Origin of the sequence: Bacteroides sp. OM05-10AA, assembly GCF_003439055.1 — a bacterium.
In the GTDB taxonomy this organism is placed as follows: Bacteria; Bacteroidota; Bacteroidia; order Bacteroidales; family Bacteroidaceae; genus Bacteroides; species Bacteroides intestinigallinarum.
This window is the reverse complement of sequence record NZ_QSUR01000004.1, coordinates 169719-188816: the sequence shown is the minus strand read 5'-3', so window position 1 is coordinate 188816 and position 19098 is coordinate 169719. Positions and strand designations below refer to the sequence as shown.

Annotated in this window: 12 protein-coding genes; 5 read left to right on the top strand and 7 right to left on the bottom strand. The window is 42.3% G+C overall.

From position 1 onward, the window contains the following. The first annotated feature begins 58 nt into the window (after positions 1-58). Positions 59-1492 (top strand): sialate O-acetylesterase, encoded by a 1434-nt coding sequence (locus DXB58_RS04685; protein WP_122136065.1) that lies wholly within the window; start codon positions 59-61, stop codon positions 1490-1492. A 167-nt stretch (positions 1493-1659) separates the two neighbouring features. Then, positions 1660-5652: a hybrid sensor histidine kinase/response regulator transcription factor gene (locus tag DXB58_RS04680; protein ID WP_122136064.1), complete on the top strand. Its 3993-nt coding sequence runs from the start codon at positions 1660-1662 to the stop codon at positions 5650-5652. Between the two features lie 49 nt (positions 5653-5701). Here DXB58_RS04680 and DXB58_RS04675 read toward each other — a convergent pair whose 3' ends face one another. Further along, positions 5702-6475, bottom strand: a complete 774-nt coding sequence (locus tag DXB58_RS04675; protein WP_122136063.1) for a radical SAM protein — start codon at positions 6473-6475, stop codon at positions 5702-5704. A 124-nt stretch (positions 6476-6599) separates the two neighbouring features. Continuing rightward, complete coding sequence (locus DXB58_RS04670) at positions 6600-8648, bottom strand: helix-hairpin-helix domain-containing protein (protein WP_122136062.1); 2049 nt, start codon at positions 8646-8648, stop codon at positions 6600-6602. Positions 8649-8792: 144 nt separating this feature from the next. On the opposite strand from DXB58_RS04670, the gene DXB58_RS04665 reads away from it, so the two are divergent. Then, positions 8793-9371, top strand: coding sequence for a DUF4294 domain-containing protein (locus DXB58_RS04665; protein ID WP_199487919.1), 579 nt, complete (start codon positions 8793-8795; stop codon positions 9369-9371). A 241-nt stretch (positions 9372-9612) separates the two neighbouring features. On the opposite strand, the gene DXB58_RS04660 is transcribed toward DXB58_RS04665, so the two are convergent. Continuing rightward, complete coding sequence (locus tag DXB58_RS04660) at positions 9613-10140, bottom strand: RNA methyltransferase (protein ID WP_117933345.1); 528 nt, start codon at positions 10138-10140, stop codon at positions 9613-9615. A 490-nt stretch (positions 10141-10630) separates the two neighbouring features. Here DXB58_RS04660 and nadA point away from each other — a divergent pair, with 490 nt between their 5' ends. Together nadA and DXB58_RS04645 are read left to right on the top strand one after the other, a co-directional pair. Then, entirely contained in the window at positions 10631-11569 is a 939-nt protein-coding gene (gene nadA / locus DXB58_RS04650) for a quinolinate synthase NadA (protein ID WP_122136061.1), read from the top strand. A 152-nt stretch (positions 11570-11721) separates the two neighbouring features. Continuing rightward, positions 11722-13446 (top strand): right-handed parallel beta-helix repeat-containing protein, encoded by a 1725-nt coding sequence (locus tag DXB58_RS04645; RefSeq protein ID WP_233527231.1) that lies wholly within the window; start codon positions 11722-11724, stop codon positions 13444-13446. 135 nt (positions 13447-13581) lie between these two features. On the opposite strand, the gene DXB58_RS04640 is transcribed toward DXB58_RS04645, so the two are convergent. The 4 genes from DXB58_RS04640 to leuS all read right to left on the bottom strand — a co-directional run bounded on the left by DXB58_RS04640 (position 13582) and on the right by leuS (position 19067). Further along, positions 13582-14424, bottom strand: coding sequence for an OmpA family protein (locus DXB58_RS04640; RefSeq protein WP_122136060.1), 843 nt, complete (start codon positions 14422-14424; stop codon positions 13582-13584). Between the two features lie 165 nt (positions 14425-14589). Next, complete coding sequence (locus tag DXB58_RS04635; RefSeq protein WP_122136059.1) at positions 14590-15171, bottom strand: non-canonical purine NTP diphosphatase; 582 nt, start codon at positions 15169-15171, stop codon at positions 14590-14592. Between the two features lie 47 nt (positions 15172-15218). Further along, the gene (locus DXB58_RS04630) at positions 15219-16136 is read right to left on the bottom strand and encodes a YitT family protein (protein ID WP_117933319.1); all 918 of its coding nucleotides are present in this window, start codon (positions 16134-16136) and stop codon (positions 15219-15221) included. Positions 16137-16232: 96 nt separating this feature from the next. Continuing rightward, positions 16233-19067, bottom strand: a complete 2835-nt coding sequence (gene leuS / locus DXB58_RS04625) for a leucine--tRNA ligase (protein WP_122136058.1) — start codon at positions 19065-19067, stop codon at positions 16233-16235. Positions 19068-19098: the final 31 nt, after the last annotated feature.

Genomic DNA, 19098 nt, shown 5'->3' with positions numbered 1-19098 from the left:
GATTGTATTTTTGCCGGATACCTAATAACTATTCGTCGAATATCTAATAAAAAACAGTATGAAAAAACATTTTCTACTTCTGATTCTATCACTTTTATTCCTACCGCTTGCACAAGGCAAAGTAAAACTCCCCGCAATGATGGGAGATCACATGGTGCTTCAACAGAACAGTTCCGTTAAATTATGGGGTTGGGCAGACGGCAAAAAAGTAACCGTCACTACTTCATGGAACAACCGGACTTATCAGGCATCTACCGACAAAGACGGGGCCTGGCTGGTGAAAGTGGACACTCCCAAAGGAGGTTATACACCTTATTCTATTACAATCAGCGACGGAACTCCGGTCACTCTCTCGGATATACTGATAGGGGAGGTGTGGATCTGCTCCGGACAGTCGAACATGGAAATGCGCATGATGGGAAATGCCGCACAGCCCATTGACAACTCACTTGAAACGCTTCTAAACTCGGGAAATTACCGCGACCGTATTCGCTTTATTACCGTACCGAGAACCAATGATACAGAGCGCCGCACGGATTTTGAAAAAAGGAAATGGGAAGTTTCGTCACCTGAAACGACCATTGATTGCAGTGCCGCCGCCTATTTCTTTGCCAGACAACTGACTGAAAGTCTTCATCTTCCGGTAGGGCTGGTTATCAACAGTTGGGGAGGTTCGGCTATCGAAGCATGGATAGATGAACCGACATTGAAAACCGTCGAAGGTATGGACGTAGAAGCTGCCAAAGATCCTAAAAGAGGGGTGCATCAGCGTCTGGAATGTCTGTACAACTCGATGTTATGGCCTGTTAAGAACTTCACGGCAAAGGGTTTCCTCTGGTATCAGGGAGAATCGAACATATCCAACTATCAGTTCTATGCTCCGATGATGACTGCCATGGTGCAGCTATGGAGAAACGTATGGGAGGCTCCCGATATGCCTTTCTATTATGTGCAGATTGCTCCTTACAAATATGAAAACAGCAGCAATACGGGGGCCGCTTTATTGCGTGAAGCACAAATGGAAGCATTGAAAACGATTCCTAATTCAGGCATGATACCTACTACGGATATTGGTGATGAGTTTTGTATCCATCCATCGCCAAAGGATGTGGTAGGGCTCCGGCTGGCTACGCTTGCATTGACCAAAACATACGGTATCGGCCGATTGCCATCCAACGGTCCGATGATGACTAAAGTAGACTATGAGGGCAACAAGGCCATAGTGACATTCAATAACGCACCTGCGGGATTGTTCCCTACTTTCGCCCAACTGGAGGGATTCGAGATTGCAGGAGCCGACAAGAAGTTCTATCCGGCGAAAGCGAAGATTATAGGACGTACCAACACGGTGGAAGTATCGAGTGAAGAGGTTGCCCAACCGGTTGCCGTGCGCTATGCTTTCCGTAATTATGTAGGAAATATCACCCTGCGCAACACTTTCGGATTGAGCGCTTTCCCGTTCCGCACGGATACGTGGGATGACGTGAAATAAAGAGCCCTACAGAGGGGATAGTTACCCGGTTTACAGGAGATATAGATCCAATCTGTTGGCAATATATGTCCTGCGTGTTGGGTATATAGATACAACATGCAGGGTATATAGATCCTGCAAACAGAAGATATATTGCCTATAAACAGGAGATACAAAGAAGGGAAATTATGAAACGATCCATCTTATCTATATGTATATTGCTGGCATCGGTTTCTCTGGTCTTCGCCAATATCTACAAGAAATATGACGTTAGATCAGGGTTATCAGGCAATTGTGTCCGGAGCATCCTTCAGGATAGCATCGGATATATGTGGTTTGCCACACAGGACGGGTTGAATCGTTTCAACGGTATCGAGTTTACCAACTACGGACATTCGTCAGAAAACGGCGGAAACAGTTATATGAATATAGTAACCATCTGCCGCCATCAGGATAACAATCAGATCTGGGTGGCAAGCACGGAAAAGCTGTATTTATTCGACTCGCAGGAAGAGAAATTCTCCGTATTCGACAAACAGACGGAAGACGGGGTGACAGTCAACAGTGTCTTCGGAATGGCTTATGACAATGACGGGCAGTTATGGATTGGAACAACCAACGGATTGTTTGTCTACAATGAGAAAAAAGGTACGTTGAGGCAGTATCTACATTCTCTTTCCGATCCTCATTCATTACCGGATAATCATGTGTGGGTGATTTATAACGACTCGTTCGGGACGATCTGGATAGGCACCCGGAATGGTTTGGCAAAGTATAACCAGCGTACGGACAATTTCACAGGGTATATATCCGAAGAGACTTCTTTCGGACGCCCTGCCTGCAACGAGATTATCTCTTTGATGGAAAGCTCGCAGGGAGTGCTATGGGCGGGTACCTGGTATGGAGGGCTGGCACGTTTCAATAAGGAAACGGGGCAATTCCGCTATTACTTCGGAGAAGGGGATACTCTCACCATTCCGCGCATCCGTACCCTGTTTCAACGGACGGCCAATTCTTTCTATCTTGGCTCCGACGACGGGCTTTATACCTTCAACACTGCCACAGGAGAGTGTCTGCCAACTGACGATGAACAGAACAAGGAAAGCATCTATGACTGTTATCAGGACAGGGAAGGGGGAATTTGGATAGGGAGTTATTTCAGTGGAGTGAGTTACCTGTCTCCCAAGCATAAGGATATCGAGTGGTATTATCCCAATGGTACGAATTCTCTTTCGGGAAATGTAATCAGCCAGTTTTGTGAAGATCCCGACGGTAATATCTGGATTGCTACTGAAGACGGAGGATTGAATCTCTTCGATCCCCGCACGAGGAAGTTTAAGAATCATCTATTGAAAAGCAGTAATCTCAATATCGGTTATCACAATATCCATGCGCTGCTCTACAATGAAGGAAAGTTATGGATCGGCAGTTTCTCCCGGGGATTATATATCCTGGATATCCAAACGGGAAAAACGAAGAACTATCGCCACAACCGTACTAACCCGCATTCCATTCCTAACGATCATATCTACTCCATTTATCAAACGAAAGATGGCAGTATTTATTTGGGCACTCTGTCCGGGTTCTGCCAGTATGATCCGAACAGTGATTCGTTCCGGACACTGGAACCTTTAAGTCATATCTTTATCTACGATATGGTGGAAGACCAGTATGGGGATTTATGGCTGGCAAGTAAAAGGGATGGTATCTGGCGTTACAACCGCCAGACCGGTAAGCTGCACAACTACCGTAACGATCCGGCTAATCCCGCTTCTCCGTGTAGCAACTGGGTCATTCGTGTGTATATCGATCATAAACAGAATCTATGGTTTTGTACCGAGGGAGGCGGCATCTGCCGTTATCACTACCAGGAGGACCGTTTTGAAAATTTCTCCACCAAAGAGAATCTGCCGAACAATATCATTTACGGCATACTGGACGATCAATCAGGTAACTATTGGCTTTCTTCCAACAGGGGGCTGATCCGGTATGAGCCGCAAAACAAGCGGGCACAACTTTATACCATTGAAGACGGATTGCAAAGTAACCAGTTCAATTTCCGCTCTTCCATGCAAGCCCGTGACGGGAAATTTTATTTCGGTGGGGTGAATGGATTCAATAGTTTCTATCCGTTCAAATTATCGATCAATAAGGTAAAGCCTACGGCGTCTATTTCGGCAGTGTATATGCACAGTCCCGATGATAAGGTGAGCCTTAGCAAACGCATTCCTGCCCTTAGCGGACAGGTGACTATTCCTTATCAGGTAGTTTCGTTCGACATCACATTTGAAAGTCTAAGTTATGTGGCTCCCAGCAAGAATTTATATGCCTACAAACTGGACGGCATCCATAAGGAATGGATATACACGGACAAACATAACGTATCATTTCTCAACCTGCCTCCGGGTGAATATACGTTCCGTGTGAAATCGAGTAACAACGATGAATATTGGAGCAATGACGACTGCTGTCTGCATATTGAAGTTCTTCCTCCACCCTGGAAGACGATCTACGCCAAGATTTTCTATTTACTAATTGCATGTGGATTCACTTATTTTCTGGTAAGGCTTTATCTGCGCAAGCAACAGGCCGTGAAATTAAGAAAGATGAAAGAGATGGAGCAAATCAAGAATCAGGAATTGTTTCAGTCGAAGATTACGTTCTTTACACAGGTGGCACATGAGATTAAGACTCCGGTAAGCCTCATCAAGGCTCCGCTGGAAGCTATTTTGGAAATGCATGAATGGAACAGTGAAGTAGAGAGTAACCTGTCTGTGATACGGAAGAACACCAACCGGCTGATGGAGCTTATCAAGCAACTGCTCGACTTCCGCAAAGTGGATAAGGAAGGATATACACTTTCATTCAATGAAGTAGATATTAACCGGATGATTGAGGATATCATCGATCGTTTCCGTGCCATCTCCCTGACCGGAATATCTTTCAGTGTTTCCCTGCCCGAGGAGCATCTGCAATATAATGTAGATCAGGAGGCTTTAACGAAAATCGTCAGCAATCTGCTGACCAATGCCATGAAATATGCCCGTACCTGCATCAGGGTGATTATGGACGAACATTTGTCTTCCGAAGGACGTATTCTTTCTATTTGTGTACGCGATGACGGTCCGGGAATTCCGCAAGAGGAATGCGGTAAGGTGTTCGAACCGTTTTATCAGGTGGGAAATGCCGGTAATAACGGATCGGGAGTAGGTATCGGGCTAAGCCTGGTTAAATTATTGGTCGAAAAGCATAATGGGAAAGTTTATATCAACCCTAATTATACCGATGGTTGCGAAGTGTGCGTCGAAATTCCTTATTTGGAGAAAAGTATTCCGGCAACCCACGCCGTCACTTCCATACCGGACAAGGTAGCCGCTCTGGAAGAAGAAGCCGAACCCAGTGGTTATTCTCTACTCGTCGTGGAGGATACGACGGATATGCTGGAATTTCTGGCTAAGAATCTGGGAAATGCCTATACGATTCATACGGCTACCAATGGTAAGGAAGCATTGGAATGTCTGGAAACAACAACGGTGGATTTGATTATCAGTGACATCGTCATGCCTTATATGGACGGATTCGAATTATTAAAGTCGATCCGTTCCGATAATATGCTTTGCCATATCCCGTTCATCTTGCTTTCGGCACTCGACAGCATTGATTCAAAGATCGCAGGTCTCGACTATGGTGCGGATGCTTACATAGAGAAGCCTTTCTCACTGAATCACATGAAAGCCACGATCAACAATCTGCTGGAAAACAGGCGTATGTTGTTCAATCACTTCACAAGTGTGCCGAATATGTCGTACGATCAGACGCTGATGAATAAGTCTGATGTGAAATGGATCAATACGGTCAATGAGATTATCACTCGCAACTTCACCAATGAGGAATTCACGATTGACAAGCTGGCGGAAGAGATGGCAATCAGCCGTTCCAATCTGCAACGCAAATTGAAAGGGCTGACTGGAATGCCTCCCAATGATTATATCCGGTTGATACGGCTCAAAACAGCCGGAGAACTTCTGCGCGAAGGAGAATACCGGATCAATGAGGTTTGTTTCATTGTCGGATTCAATAATCCTTCGTATTTTGCCCGTTGCTTCCAGAAGCAATTCGGGATATTGCCGAAAGATTATGTGAAGAAAGGATTTACCGGATCAGACTCAAATTACCCGTAGTTTTATTGACTACTTTCTTTTCGGCACAGGTATATCTACCACATAGATTTTAATAAGAAGCTGTTGCCGAAATCCCTTCTTTCTCCAGTAAAGCTACAATACGGTCTAATTCTTCATGCGTAGCTTTCTGTAGATCATGGTCGGGTGTTTCCCGGTCAATCGTATAAATCATCACTTGACGGGGAGCGATTTCTTTCACTGCTTCTATCCAGGGAAGCACATATTTATCAGATGTATTATTCATGTCCTTTCCCTGATAACCTCCTTTCAGAAACATCGTTTGTACGATGCAGTTTCCTTTGAACTCTTTCAACTTTTCGATGATTTTTCTCACAGAATATTTTCCGTTAGGACGGTCCAACAGATAGATATATTCTTCATCCACTGTATCCAGTTTCAGAATATTATTATCTACCTTGTTCAATGCTTCGAACACGGCAGGACGATCAATAAACGTAGAGTTACTCAATACGCTCACTTTTGCTTTCGGGAAATACTGATTACGGAGCGCAAGCGTATCTTCTATAATTTCCGGGAAGTGGGGATGCGCAGTTGGTTCACCGTTTCCGGCAAAGGTCAGTACATCAGGAGCGGGACCGTTCACCTGCATATCTTTCAGTTTTTCTTCAAGAGCCGCACGAACTTCTTCACGGGTAGGGAGAAGCTTCTTCGTACGATGTTCGGCATTGAAACCACATTCACAATAAATACAGTCGAATGAACAAACCTTACCGTCGTCCGGCAATAAATTGATTCCCAAAGAAACGCCCAAACGGCGGGAATGGATAGGGCCGAAGATGGGTGAAGGAAAAATAATAGTCATTTTATTCTAATTTTATCATTTACAATTTACCACTTTATCAACTAATCATTCTTAGTTAACACCGCAAAATTAAACTGTTCACTTTGTCTACTAATTTCTCCAATTAGTTCTGCACAAAGATAGCCTAAAACTTGATACGCAGTTGCATTTGCATATCTGCTTTTTTATTTCCACAGATCAAATCGTTGCCGGAACCTATCTCGTTACGGTCCAGATAGACGGTTTCACCGAATTTGGTTATTAACAGGAAATGTTTATTCAGTTCATATCGCAAACGAAACGTACACCGGAATCCACGCCCTTGGAAGGACGGAGTGTAAAACGTATAGAGTAATCCGCTTTCCGAGATATATACACGCGAATCATAATCGTCTGTAAAAAAGTAACTGCCCTGAACGTCAGCAAACAGCCTGGCCCAAGGCAGTTGGGAGGATATCATTTGTGTAACCTGATATCCTTTATTAGCAGCTCTGTCCTGAGAATGAAAATGATTATAATCTAAAGTTGTACGACTGCTTAACACATCTCCTAAAGAATAGTTCAAACGATAGCGAAGTTGATGATGAAAAATAGGAAGTGTTAGTGTTCCTTTACTGCCTGTCCAGTCACGTTCTTTTTGTTTATAGCGATACTTTAGATACATGGATAAATTGCTGTATGGAGTGAAAGTAGCTTGAACCAGACCATCTGTTCCACGAGAAGGTTTATTAACCCGGTATTTTTTCCACGGGAACGAAAATAAATCAAATGAAGCGAAGAATTTCCAATAAGCAAAAGGAGAAGTTTCCAATCCGATATAATACCCCTGTTCGTTTTGAGTGGTACTTCCTTCACCAAATGAATGGGCAAACATAGCCCAATAATTATATGAATAGAATCGATGTATCAACATGATTTGAGTGTTTTGAACCGGTGAATACTGCAAACGATTCAAAGAGGCCCAACCTTGTTTTCCTATGGCCGTCTCTCCTTGAAAAGAAAAACGATGCCAGCGATAGGCATAATCAATCCCCAGATTATAGAAATTGTTTCCATGAAGATTGTATTTGGAATAACCTGTTAATTCCGGTTCATAAGATCGGTTGAAAAGGTAGTAAATACCAGTGATACCCAGTTTGATACGGTTGTGTTGATAACTCACATTTCCACCTGTTAATTGCATGGTGAACAGGTTCTTTTTATCCGCTTCCTTTTGACTTCGATGCAGCCCGGCTTTGTAGATAGAGGTGATTTCTTCGTCAGTGATTACTCCATCCAGAGAACGATGTGAATAGAAACCGGAAATATCCCAATCTTTTGCCAAAGAAACAGTGGCAGCTACTCCTCGGAAATAGTTGTATTCGTCAGTGGAAGAATGTTTCTTTATCCCGCTACTACGGCTGTTGAAAGAAGAAGCGTAGACTGTTTTTCCCATCAGATAATCGGTGCTAATCACCAAGCCTTGTCCGAAACTAAGACGATAGTTACCAACAGCTAACGCTTTTAACCGTCCACAATCTTTTAATAACAGATAAAAGGAATAATAATCATAGCCATAGCGATTATGCAAAGCCCCAAAAGGCTCTCCGGCATCCTTTTCAGCAACGACTCCTGCATAGAGCCGATCACTGTACCGGAAACTGTATTTCACAGAGTTATAAACAGAAGGTCCCAAATAGGTTTGTTCATAACCTTTTCGCTTATAAAACGGTATATCAAAGCGAGTTAACAGTTCATTCTTCCCATACTTACCTGCACTTTTCAACATAGTTTTCCACCGAAAAACAGGTTCATTGTTAATAGCTTTTATATAGACAAAAGGCAGTAAATACTGGATTGTTTGCTTATCCATATCTTCTACCAGCTGAAGTTCGTAGATCGTTTCCATCTGTCCGTGTATATAGATGTAAGCCAGCAGATGTTCGATTTGTATATCACTTAAAAAAGGAAATTGACGAAGTTGTTCACGGGTCGCAGCATTTAAATTAACCGGTTCCTGCAAACGATTGGAAAGTTCTTCCAACTCATTTTCCCAATTGGGTGTATTAACAGAGTTATCAGTATCATTATTAACAGATAAATCTTCAAGAATATCTTCTAAAACAGTTTCAGAAGGGTTTTGAGCACTACAAGCAGGAATTATTAACAGGCTGTTTATAATACTTATCAACCGTAAAAGTTGAATAGTTTTCATCAATAAAATGTATCTTTCTTCCTGCTTTTTTACAGACAAGGCTGCAAAGATACTTTAAATAGGTTAACGTCCGGGATAAATGTCTAAATAATAAAATTTTAATTCTATTTTTGTATCGTGAAAAGAAGGCTTAACATAGTAGTAATGATACTGTTTGCCACTGTTTGCTGCTCACTACATTTACAGGCGCAGGAAAAGCAGAGCATCAATGGATATTTGGTTCCGATGTGTATCTACAACGGAGATACAATCCCATCTATCCAGCTACCAACTGTGTATATCTTCAAACCACTTAAATTCAAAAATGAAAAAGAACGCCAGGAATACTATCGGTTGATTCGGAATGTGAAAAAAGTATATCCTATTTCCAGAGAAATTAACCAGGCTATCATCGAAACTTACGAATATCTTCAGACACTACCCAATGAGAAAGCCCGTCAGAAACATATCAAACGGGTTGAAAAAGGATTGAAAGATCAATATACTGCCCGAATGAAGAAACTCTCTTTTACACAGGGAAAATTGTTGATAAAGTTAGTAGACCGTCAAAGTAACCAGACTAGTTATGAACTGGTAAAAGCATTTATGGGACCTTTCAAAGCAGGGTTCTATCAGGCATTTGCCGCATTGTTCGGTGCCAGCCTCAAAAAGGAATATGATCCGCAGGGTGAGGACAAACTAACAGAACGTGTGGTGTTGATGGTAGAGAACGGGCAAATCTAAGCAATGTGCAAGAGCTATATATGCTACTTACAGGAACTATATATCCAACGTGCAGCGCATATATGTCCAATACGCAGGATATATATCCCCTATAAACAGCATCTATATATCCTGTAAAGAGTATAATTACATCATTTGGATTCTATACTTATGAACAATTCTATATATATTGATTATAAGCAAATTAACTACATTATCCACCAGTTATCAACTACTTATTAACCAATGCGGTTTGAAGCCGCTAACGTAGCTTTTTGAACAAATCCCAAATTACAATACCGGTAGTTACAGAAACATTCAAGGAGTGCTTCGTACCATATTGAGGAATCTCTATACAGCCATCTGAATGGTTAATAACCTCCTGTTGTACCCCTTTCACTTCGTTTCCCATCACGATGGCATATTTCTTCGTCTTATCCAGTTCAAGTTCATCCAACATGATGCTCCCTTCCGCTTGTTCTACGGAATAAACGATATATCCCTCTTTTCGGAGGTTATCAACAGCATCAACAGCGTTATTAACATACTTCCAGTCAACAGTGAACTCTGCTCCTAAAGCTGTCTTATGCATTTCAGGATGTGGAGGAGTAGCTGTTATACCACAAAGATAAATGCACTCAATACGAAATGCATCCGAAGTGCGGAACACAGAACCTATATTGTGCAAACTACGAATATCGTCCAGCACTACTACCAGAGGCAGTTTTTCAACCTGTTTGAACTCTTCGGCGCTGATACGGTTCAGCTCTGTTATTTTCAGTTTACGCATACGTCTTTTCTTTTATTACGTTCTTGCTACAAAGGTAATTCTTTTCTGTTAACAGAGATGTTGATAACGGTTTAAAACCTGTCAAAACTATCGGCAAAGATTTTGAAAAATAATTCTTGCATTATTCAAAAGAAGATATATGAGGCACTCGTTATGAACATTCCAAAAAATAAAATCAAAACTTTCCATGCAGACATAAACATATTTTTCAGCACTTATCTATCTGTTTATATCCATAAAGTTTTTAACTTTGCACTTTATCAACAGGGAGTTAATAGCAAACTGTCTATTGTCGGTACTCTCATTGATAATGAAGTGAATAGATAGGATATCTTCTTCTTTTTTTCCGTTCATAACGGACTCATAAAGTGGAAGTGTGGACTAATAACTTATCCGGCAAGAAAAAACGGATTTATTTGCTAACACTATTAACAGGCTATCATTACTAACAAAGGATTTTTTTTAGAAGGAAAGAAAAAAGAATATAATAATGAATGAACTAATAAAGGCTATTAACGAGCTAAAGAAAGAGAAGAATGCAATCATTCTGGGTCACTACTACCAGAAGGGTGAAATACAAGACATCGCCGATTACGTTGGCGACAGTCTGGCACTGGCTCAATGGGCGGCAAAAACGGAAGCGGATATTATTGTGATGTGCGGTGTTCACTTCATGGGTGAGACGGCGAAAGTGCTCTGTCCGGGAAAGAAAGTGTTGGTTCCCGACATGGAAGCAGGCTGTTCGCTGGCCGACAGTTGTCCGGCAGATAAGTTTGCGCAGTTTGTCAAAGAGCATCCGGGATACACTGTTATTTCGTACGTCAATACGACGGCTGCCGTGAAAGCGGTAACAGATGTAGTGGTGACTTCCACCAATGCAAAGCAGATTGTGGAAAGCTTCCCCAAAGATGAGAAAATAATCTTTGGTCCGGACAGGAATCTGGGGAATTATATTAACTCTGTTACGAACCGGAATATGTTACTTTGGGACGGAGCCTGTCATGTGCATGAACAATTTTCGGTTGAAAAGATTGTGGAACTGAAAGCACAGCATCCCGAAGCTTTGGTATTGGCACATCCCGAATGTAAGAGTACGGTGTTGAAACTGGCGGATGTGGTAGGTTCTACGGCTGCCCTGTTGAAGTATGCCGTGAATCATCCTGAAAATACATATATTGTGGCTACCGAATCGGGTATCTTGCATGAGATGCAGAAGAAGTGTCCGCAAACAACGTTTATCCCCGCTCCTCCGAACGATAGTACGTGCGGATGTAATGAGTGTAGCTTTATGCGGTTGAATACGTTAGAGAAGCTGTATGAGTGTCTGAAGAATGAAGCACCGGAAATTACGGTAGATCCTGAAGTGGCAGAGAAAGCAGTGAAGCCGATTCAACGGATGCTGGAGATTTCGGCTCAATTGGGATTGTAGACGAATTTTTTAAAAAATATAAGTACGAAACAGTCAAAGAATAGGATATTTGCAGTAAAGTATTCTATTTTTTGACTGTTTTGTATTTATGATAGGAGGGAGATATATAATCTTTATCTTTGTGGAAGAAGTGAAATCTAATGATTAATACCATGAGAAAATGCATTTTATTTGTGGTCAGTATTTGGCTTATCCAGTTGACTATTCTTGCGCAGTCCAGAGTGATTGAAATTTCTCCGGAACAGGGAAAAGATAATGAAAATCTGATGTTGGCTTTGGAAAAGGCTGCCGGGTATAAAGGGAAACCGGTTACCGTCAGACTTTCGCCGGGTATTTACGAGCTGGACCGTTCGAAATCGACACAAGTGTTATATCACATATCGAATACCACTTCCGAATCAGAGGATCCTGATCCAACCAAACATATCGGACTATATCTTCATTCATTAAAGAATATCACCATCGACGGTTGCGGATCAACCTTGCAGATGAATGGTGAAATGACAAGCTTCGTACTCGACAGGTGTGAAGGGATTATCTTGAAGAATCTTAATATCGATTATAAACATCCCACCCAGACGGAAGTTGAAGTGTTGGAAGAAGGAAAAGATTACCTGATTGTTCAGGTTCATCCCACCTCCCAGTATCGGATTGTGGACGAACAATTGGAATGGTATGGCGATGGCTGGTCTTTCAAGAATGGAATTGCACAGTCGTATGATCGTGCAAGTAATATGACCTGGCGCTCTTGGAGTCCGATGGAAAATCTGATTCGTGCGGTGAAACTCCGTCCGAATGTGTTATATCTGCAATACAAAGAAAAACCTCAAGTGGGACTGCATATTGTCTTTCAGATGCGCGATTCTTTCCGTGATGAAGTGAGTGGATTTGTTAATAGGAGTAAGAATGTACAGCTGGAGAATCTTAATTTCTATTATCTGGGAAACTTCGGAGTGGTCTGTCAATATAGTGAGAATGTCACTTTTGATCGTTGTAACTTCGCTCCCCGTCCGGATTCCGGACGTACCAATGCAGGATTTGCTGATTTCATTCAGGTTTCTGGCTGCCGTGGTATGATTGATATCAGGAACTCTCGTTTTTCCGGTGCGCACGATGATCCTATCAATATACATGGTACGCATTTGCGGGTGACGGAATTTCTGTCGCCGAATCGCTTGAAAGTTCGTTTTATGCACGATCAGACTTTCGGATTTGAAGCTTTCTTCAAAGGGGACGATATTGAACTGGTTGATCCTCTTTCGCTGTTGGCAGTGGAAAAAGCCAAAGTGAAAGAAGCGAAGTTGGTGACACCACGCGAAATGGAACTCACTCTATCCGGCCCGCTTTCTCCGGAAGTGATACAACGAAAAGATTTGGTGGTAGAGAACGTATTATGGACACCGGAAGTACGGATTACAAACAACTATTTTGAACGAATCCCTACCAGAGGAATTCTTATCACAACACGTCGCAAATCTTTGATTGAGGGGAATACATTCTATGGCATGCAAATGAGTGGAATATTGGTAGCTGATGACGGATTGAGCTGGTATGAATCCGGACCGGTGCACGACCTGACTATCCGTCGTAATACGTTCTTAAACTGCGGAGAACCGGTCATCAATATAGCTCCGGAAAACAGAGAATATAAAGGTGCAGTTCATAAAAACATTACTATCGAAGAAAACTATTTTTATATGCGTAAAAACAGTTCATCTGTTATTCGGGCAAAAGCTGTTGATGGACTGGTGATACGTCATAATTTGATTTATACTTCCGATGCGGAGAAAAATAAAGAATCAGATTTTATTCAGACACGAGATTGCAACGAAGTGTCGGTAGAGAAAAACAGAATACAACACCATACATGCGATTAAATAATACTGGAATGAAAGAAAAGTTATCACGAAGAAATGGATTTCCTTTATTATAACAAAATAGGCGTTTCAAAGTTGAAACGCCTATTTCATTTATTATCTCTATAAAGTCTATAATCTTTTATAGTAAGATTTTTATTTAGCTTCTTCCGAAGTCTGCAACATCTGGAACAACTTATCCAGTTTCGGAGCCATGATAATCTCCGTACGGCGGTTTTTGCTTCTGCCTTCTGCTGTCTCATTATCGGCAACAGGCATATATTCACCACGACCGCTGGGTTGTATTTGCAGCGGATTCACATGATAGTTCTTAATCAGGATGCGAACAACAGAAGTAGCACGAATCACACTCAAATCCCAGTTGTCTTTAAACTGCACCGTGTTGATAGGCTTGTTGTCGGTATGTCCCTCGATAAATACATCAATGTCTGTCTGCTTGTTCAACACTTCGGCTAGTTTGCCAAGAGCTTCTTCACCGCGCTTATCCAGGCGGGCACTTCCTGATTCGAACAGTAATTTATCCGACATGGCTACATACACTTTCCCATCTTTCTCACGGATGGTCAGTTCGTCGGTGCTAAAGCCCAGCAATGCATCTTTCACGCTGCTCAATAGTTTCTGCACTTTATCATTTTGAGCATTAATCATATCCTGCAGCTCGTTGATAGTGCGTTCTCTTTCGCTAAGCTCATTTTTCTTCTGGCTTAACAGGGCGTTCAGTTTTTCCTGTTCAGTCATGTTCACATTCAGCATACTTTGATACTGACGGATACTGTTTCCCATTTGAGTTGTATCACGCAACAGTTTCTTGATTTGTGCTGACATCTGGTCGCCTGTGTTACGGCAGTCGGTCAATAGTCTTTGTAAACTATCTTTGCTTGTGGTAGCCGCCATCTCTGCGAGCATAAACTTCTTTTTCGTTACACATGAAGTACATAATAGTAACGTCAGTAGAGTAAATAATGTAACTTTCTTCATTGCGTTTTATTTTTCTGCAAAGTAATAATTTTCTTTGGAAGTAAGCAATATCTCTTTTATGAAACTCTGTATCATATAGTTAAGAAATCCACAAAACTCGAATCGACTGTTGATGGATTCAATGATGTCAGAGTAATAAATTGGACGAAACAATAGTCAGAATAATCAGCGTTGCAGAAACTCGCAAAGTTTCTCTACAGCTAATGCCCGGTGACTGATTTTATTTTTAATATCGTTTCCCAGTTCTGCAAAAGTTTGATCGTAACCATCCGGTCTGAATACAGGATCGTAACCGAATCCGGAATCACCCCGTTTTTCTTTGATTATTTCGCCTTTTATCACTCCTTCGAAGAGATACTCCTTTCCATCCAGAATGAGAGAAATAGCAGTGCGGAATTGTGCTCTGCGATTCTCTTTCCCTTCCAGTTCGTGAAGCAGTTTGAGCATATTAGCTTGTGCGTCGTGTCCTTCTCCTCCTGCATAGCGGGCGGAATAGACGCCGGGAGCTCCATTCAGCGCTTCTACTTCCAGACCGGTGTCGTCGGCAAAACAATCCAGGTGATAATTGTTATAGATAAAAGAAGATTTCAACAGGGCATTACCCTCCAGTGTATCAGCTGTTTCGGGAATGTCTGTGTGGCAACCGATGTCATTCAGGCTAAGCAATTCGACTTTATCTCCGAGAATCTCGGCCACTTCTTCGAGTTTGTGAGCGTTATTGGTGGCAAATACAAGTTTGCGTTTCATTGTTTAATATTGTTTTTACAGAGGTTGTTTATGGCTTGGTGAATTGCCTATTTCACTTTCAGTTTATCGAATCCTTCACCATATACACCGATGACGGAGCTTTGTGAGATGAATGCATTCGGGTCGATTCGTTTCACCAGGCGGAAGATTTCGAGTGACTGGCGTTTCTTGGCAAGTACTACCAGCACTTTTACGTTGTTTTTGCTGTACCATCCCGTACCGTCGAGTACTGTAACTCCCCGGTCGGCATCTTTAATAATCCGGTCGGCTATTTCATCATATTTCTTGGAGAAGATGAAGAATTGAACCGATTGGCGGGCGCTGTTGATAATCCAGTCGAGCACAACACCGATGATAAACAGAGTGACAAAACCAAAGATAACCCGACGCCAATCATGGAATATAAAATAACAGGAACCGATAATGAATACATCACAGATCATAATCATTCGTCCGAGTGATACATCTCTGTATTTATTAACAACAGCAGCGATAATATCTGTTCCACCCGTACTTCCGTTGTAGTTGAAAGTGATGCCCAGACCTACACCACACATGGCTGCACCGATAATACAAGCCATAAAGTCTTGTCCTATACCAAGCAATAACGGTTTGCCGTCAGGCGTCATATCCGGTGCTTTTATGTAATTGTTTACCACTAGCTGGAATAACCAGAGTAAAAAGGTCAACATGAAAATAGCATAAGTGGTTTTTATGCTAAATTTGGGACCTAATATCCGGATGGCGAAGGTCATCAGCACTGCATTTATAATGAAGTATGACCATTGGATTGGAAATCCTGTTGCATAATAGATAATAGCTCCGATACCGGTAGTTCCTCCGGTAGTGATCTGATAAGGTAATAGGAATACTGCCCATCCCAAAGAATAGCTTATCAATCCGAGAGTGATGTAGATATAATCTTTCACTTCTCTCATTATTTCCGCTTTTGTCAGTTTATGCATTTGGATTTATAATTATGTTAGGCACGGATTACAAGGATTTCGTGGTTCTAATTAATCAAAACCGTGTTATCTGTGTAATCCGTGCCTAATTTGTTTTTAAACAACAACGTTTACAATCTTTTTCGGAACGACAATGACTTTCTTCGGAGTCTTGCCATCAATCCACTTCTGTGAACGTTCATCGGCTAATACTGCCGTCTGGATAGCGTCCGAAGTTTCATCTGCTGCAAATTCCATATTGAAACGTGCCTTTCCGTTGAAAGAGATGGTATAGTTGACAGTGTCTTCTTTCAGATATTCTTCGTTGTATGCAGGCCATTGGGCGTCGCATACGGAAGTTTCGTGTCCCAGTACATCCCACAGCTCTTCGCTAACATGCGGAGCGAAAGGAGCAAGAGTGATAATGAGCTGTTCCAGAATCTCTTTTTTGCTGCATTTCAGGTTGAAGAGTTCGTTTACACAAATCATGAATGCGCTGATAGATGTATTGTAAGAGAATTGTTCAATATCACCTGTCACCTTCTTAATCAATTTATGAAGGCTCTTCAATTCTTCTTTTGTTGCAGGTTCGTCCGTTACCAGATATTCGTCTGTACGGCTGTAGAACAGCGACCAGAATTTGCGGATAAAACGGTGTACACCGTCAATTCCGTTTGTATCCCACGGTTTGGATTGTTCTACCGGGCCAAGGAACATTTCGTACATACGAAGTGTATCTGCACCGTATTTTTCAACAATCATATCCGGATTGACAACATTGAACATTGATTTACTCATCTTTTCAACCGCCCATCCGCAAACGTATTTTCCGTCTTCGAGGATAAACTCGGCCGTTTTATATTCAGGACGCCATGCCTTGAATGCTTCCAAATCCAAAATATCATTAGATACGATATTTACGTCTACGTGAATAGGGGTAACTTCGTACTGATCTTTCAGGTTTAACGAAACGAAGGTGTTGGTATCTTTGATACGATATACAAAGTTACTGCGACCTTGAATCATTCCCTGGTTTACTAACTTCTGGAATGGTTCTTCCATAATAGATACGCCTACATCGTGCAGGAATTTATTCCAGAAACGAGAGTAGATCAAGTGTCCGGTAGCATGTTCGGTACCACCTACGTAAAGGTCTACATTTTTCCAGTACTGATCGATTTTCGGATCAACCAGTGCTTTATGATTGCGTGGGTCCATGTAACGGAGATAGTATGCCGAAGAACCGGCGAATCCCGGCATGGTATTTAATTCCAGCGGGAAGACAGTTACATTGTCAATCTTCTCATTTTCTACTACACATTTGTTTACTGTGTCCCAAGCCCATTTAGTAGCGTGTCCCAATGGAGGTTCACCTGTTTCGGTAGGCAGGAATTTAGCTACTTCCGGAAGTTCCAGTGGCAGACAGCTTTCGTCGATCACGTAAGGCATTCCGTCTTTGTAGTAAACAGGGAACGGTTCGCCCCAGTAACGCTGGCGTGAGAAGATAGCGTCACGCAGACGGTAGTTCACTTTCACACGGCCCAGATTATGTTCTTTTACATATTTCTTGGTTGTTTCTATCGCTTCTTTGATAGTCAGTCCGTTCAGCGAAAGATCGCAATAAGGAGTAACATCAAGACGCGGAGAGTTGCAAACGATACCTTCTTTGGCATCGAAACTTTCTTCGCTTACATCACAACCTTCTACCAACGGGCGAATTTCCAGTCCGAAATGTTTGGCGAATGCATAGTCGCGGCTATCATGTGCAGGTACAGCCATAATAGCACCTGTTCCGTATCCGGCCAATACGTAATCGCTGATCCAAACGGGCACTGCTTCACCTGTGAACGGGTTGATGGCATACGAGCCGCTGAATACACCGGTAACACTACGGTCGGTGATACGTTCGCGTTCCGTACGTTTTTTGGTACGGTCAAGGTAAGCATCTACTTCTGCTTTTTGTTCAGGAGTAGTTAATTGTGCCACCAGTTCGCTTTCCGGAGCCAATACCATGAAGGTGACACCGAACATTGTATCTGCGCGAGTGGTGAAAATGGTGAATTCGAGATCACTGTCTTTTACTTTGAATTGCACTTCAGCACCTTCCGAGCGTCCGATCCAGTTTCTTTGAGTTTCTTTCAGAGAATCTGTCCAGTCGATCGTATCTAATCCGTCGAGCAGGCGTTGTGCGTAAGCAGATACACGCAGACACCATTGACGCATTTTCTTTTGTATAACGGGGTAGCCGCCACGTTCGCTGACTCCGTCCACTACTTCGTCGTTCGCCAATACAGTTCCTAATTCAGCACACCAGTTTACCATTGTTTCACCCAGATAAGCGATGCGATAGTTCATCAGGATTTCCTGCTGTTCTTTTTCACTTTTGGCATTCCACTCTTCGGCAGTAAAGCTGATTTCTTCACTGCAAGCGGCGTTTAATCCTTCGTTTCCGTAGATTGCAAAAGCCTTTTCTAATTCTTCGATAGGACGGGCTTCCTGTTCGTCGTTGCAATAGTAACTATTGAACATTTTTAGGAAGGCCCATTGTGTCCAGTGATAATATTCCGGATCGCAAGTACGGATTTCACGGTTCCAGTCGAAAGAGAACCCTATTTTATCCAACTGCTCGCGGTAACGGTCGATATTGTTGACGGTAGTGATTGCAGGATGCTGTCCGGTTTGGATGGCATACTGTTCTGCAGGCAAACCGTATGCGTCATATCCCATCGGATTGAGTACATTGAAGCCTTGCAGTCGTTTGTAACGGGCATAAATATCGGAAGCAATATATCCCAGCGGGTGTCCTACGTGTAGGCCGGCTCCTGATGGATAAGGGAACATGTTTAGTACATAAAATTTTTGCTTCGAATCATCTTCCGTAACTTGGTAGGTTTTCTCTTCCACCCACCTTTTCTGCCACTTCTTTTCAATTTCTCTGAAATTGTACTCCATAGTGATAAAGTTTTTATTTATAGTGATTTAT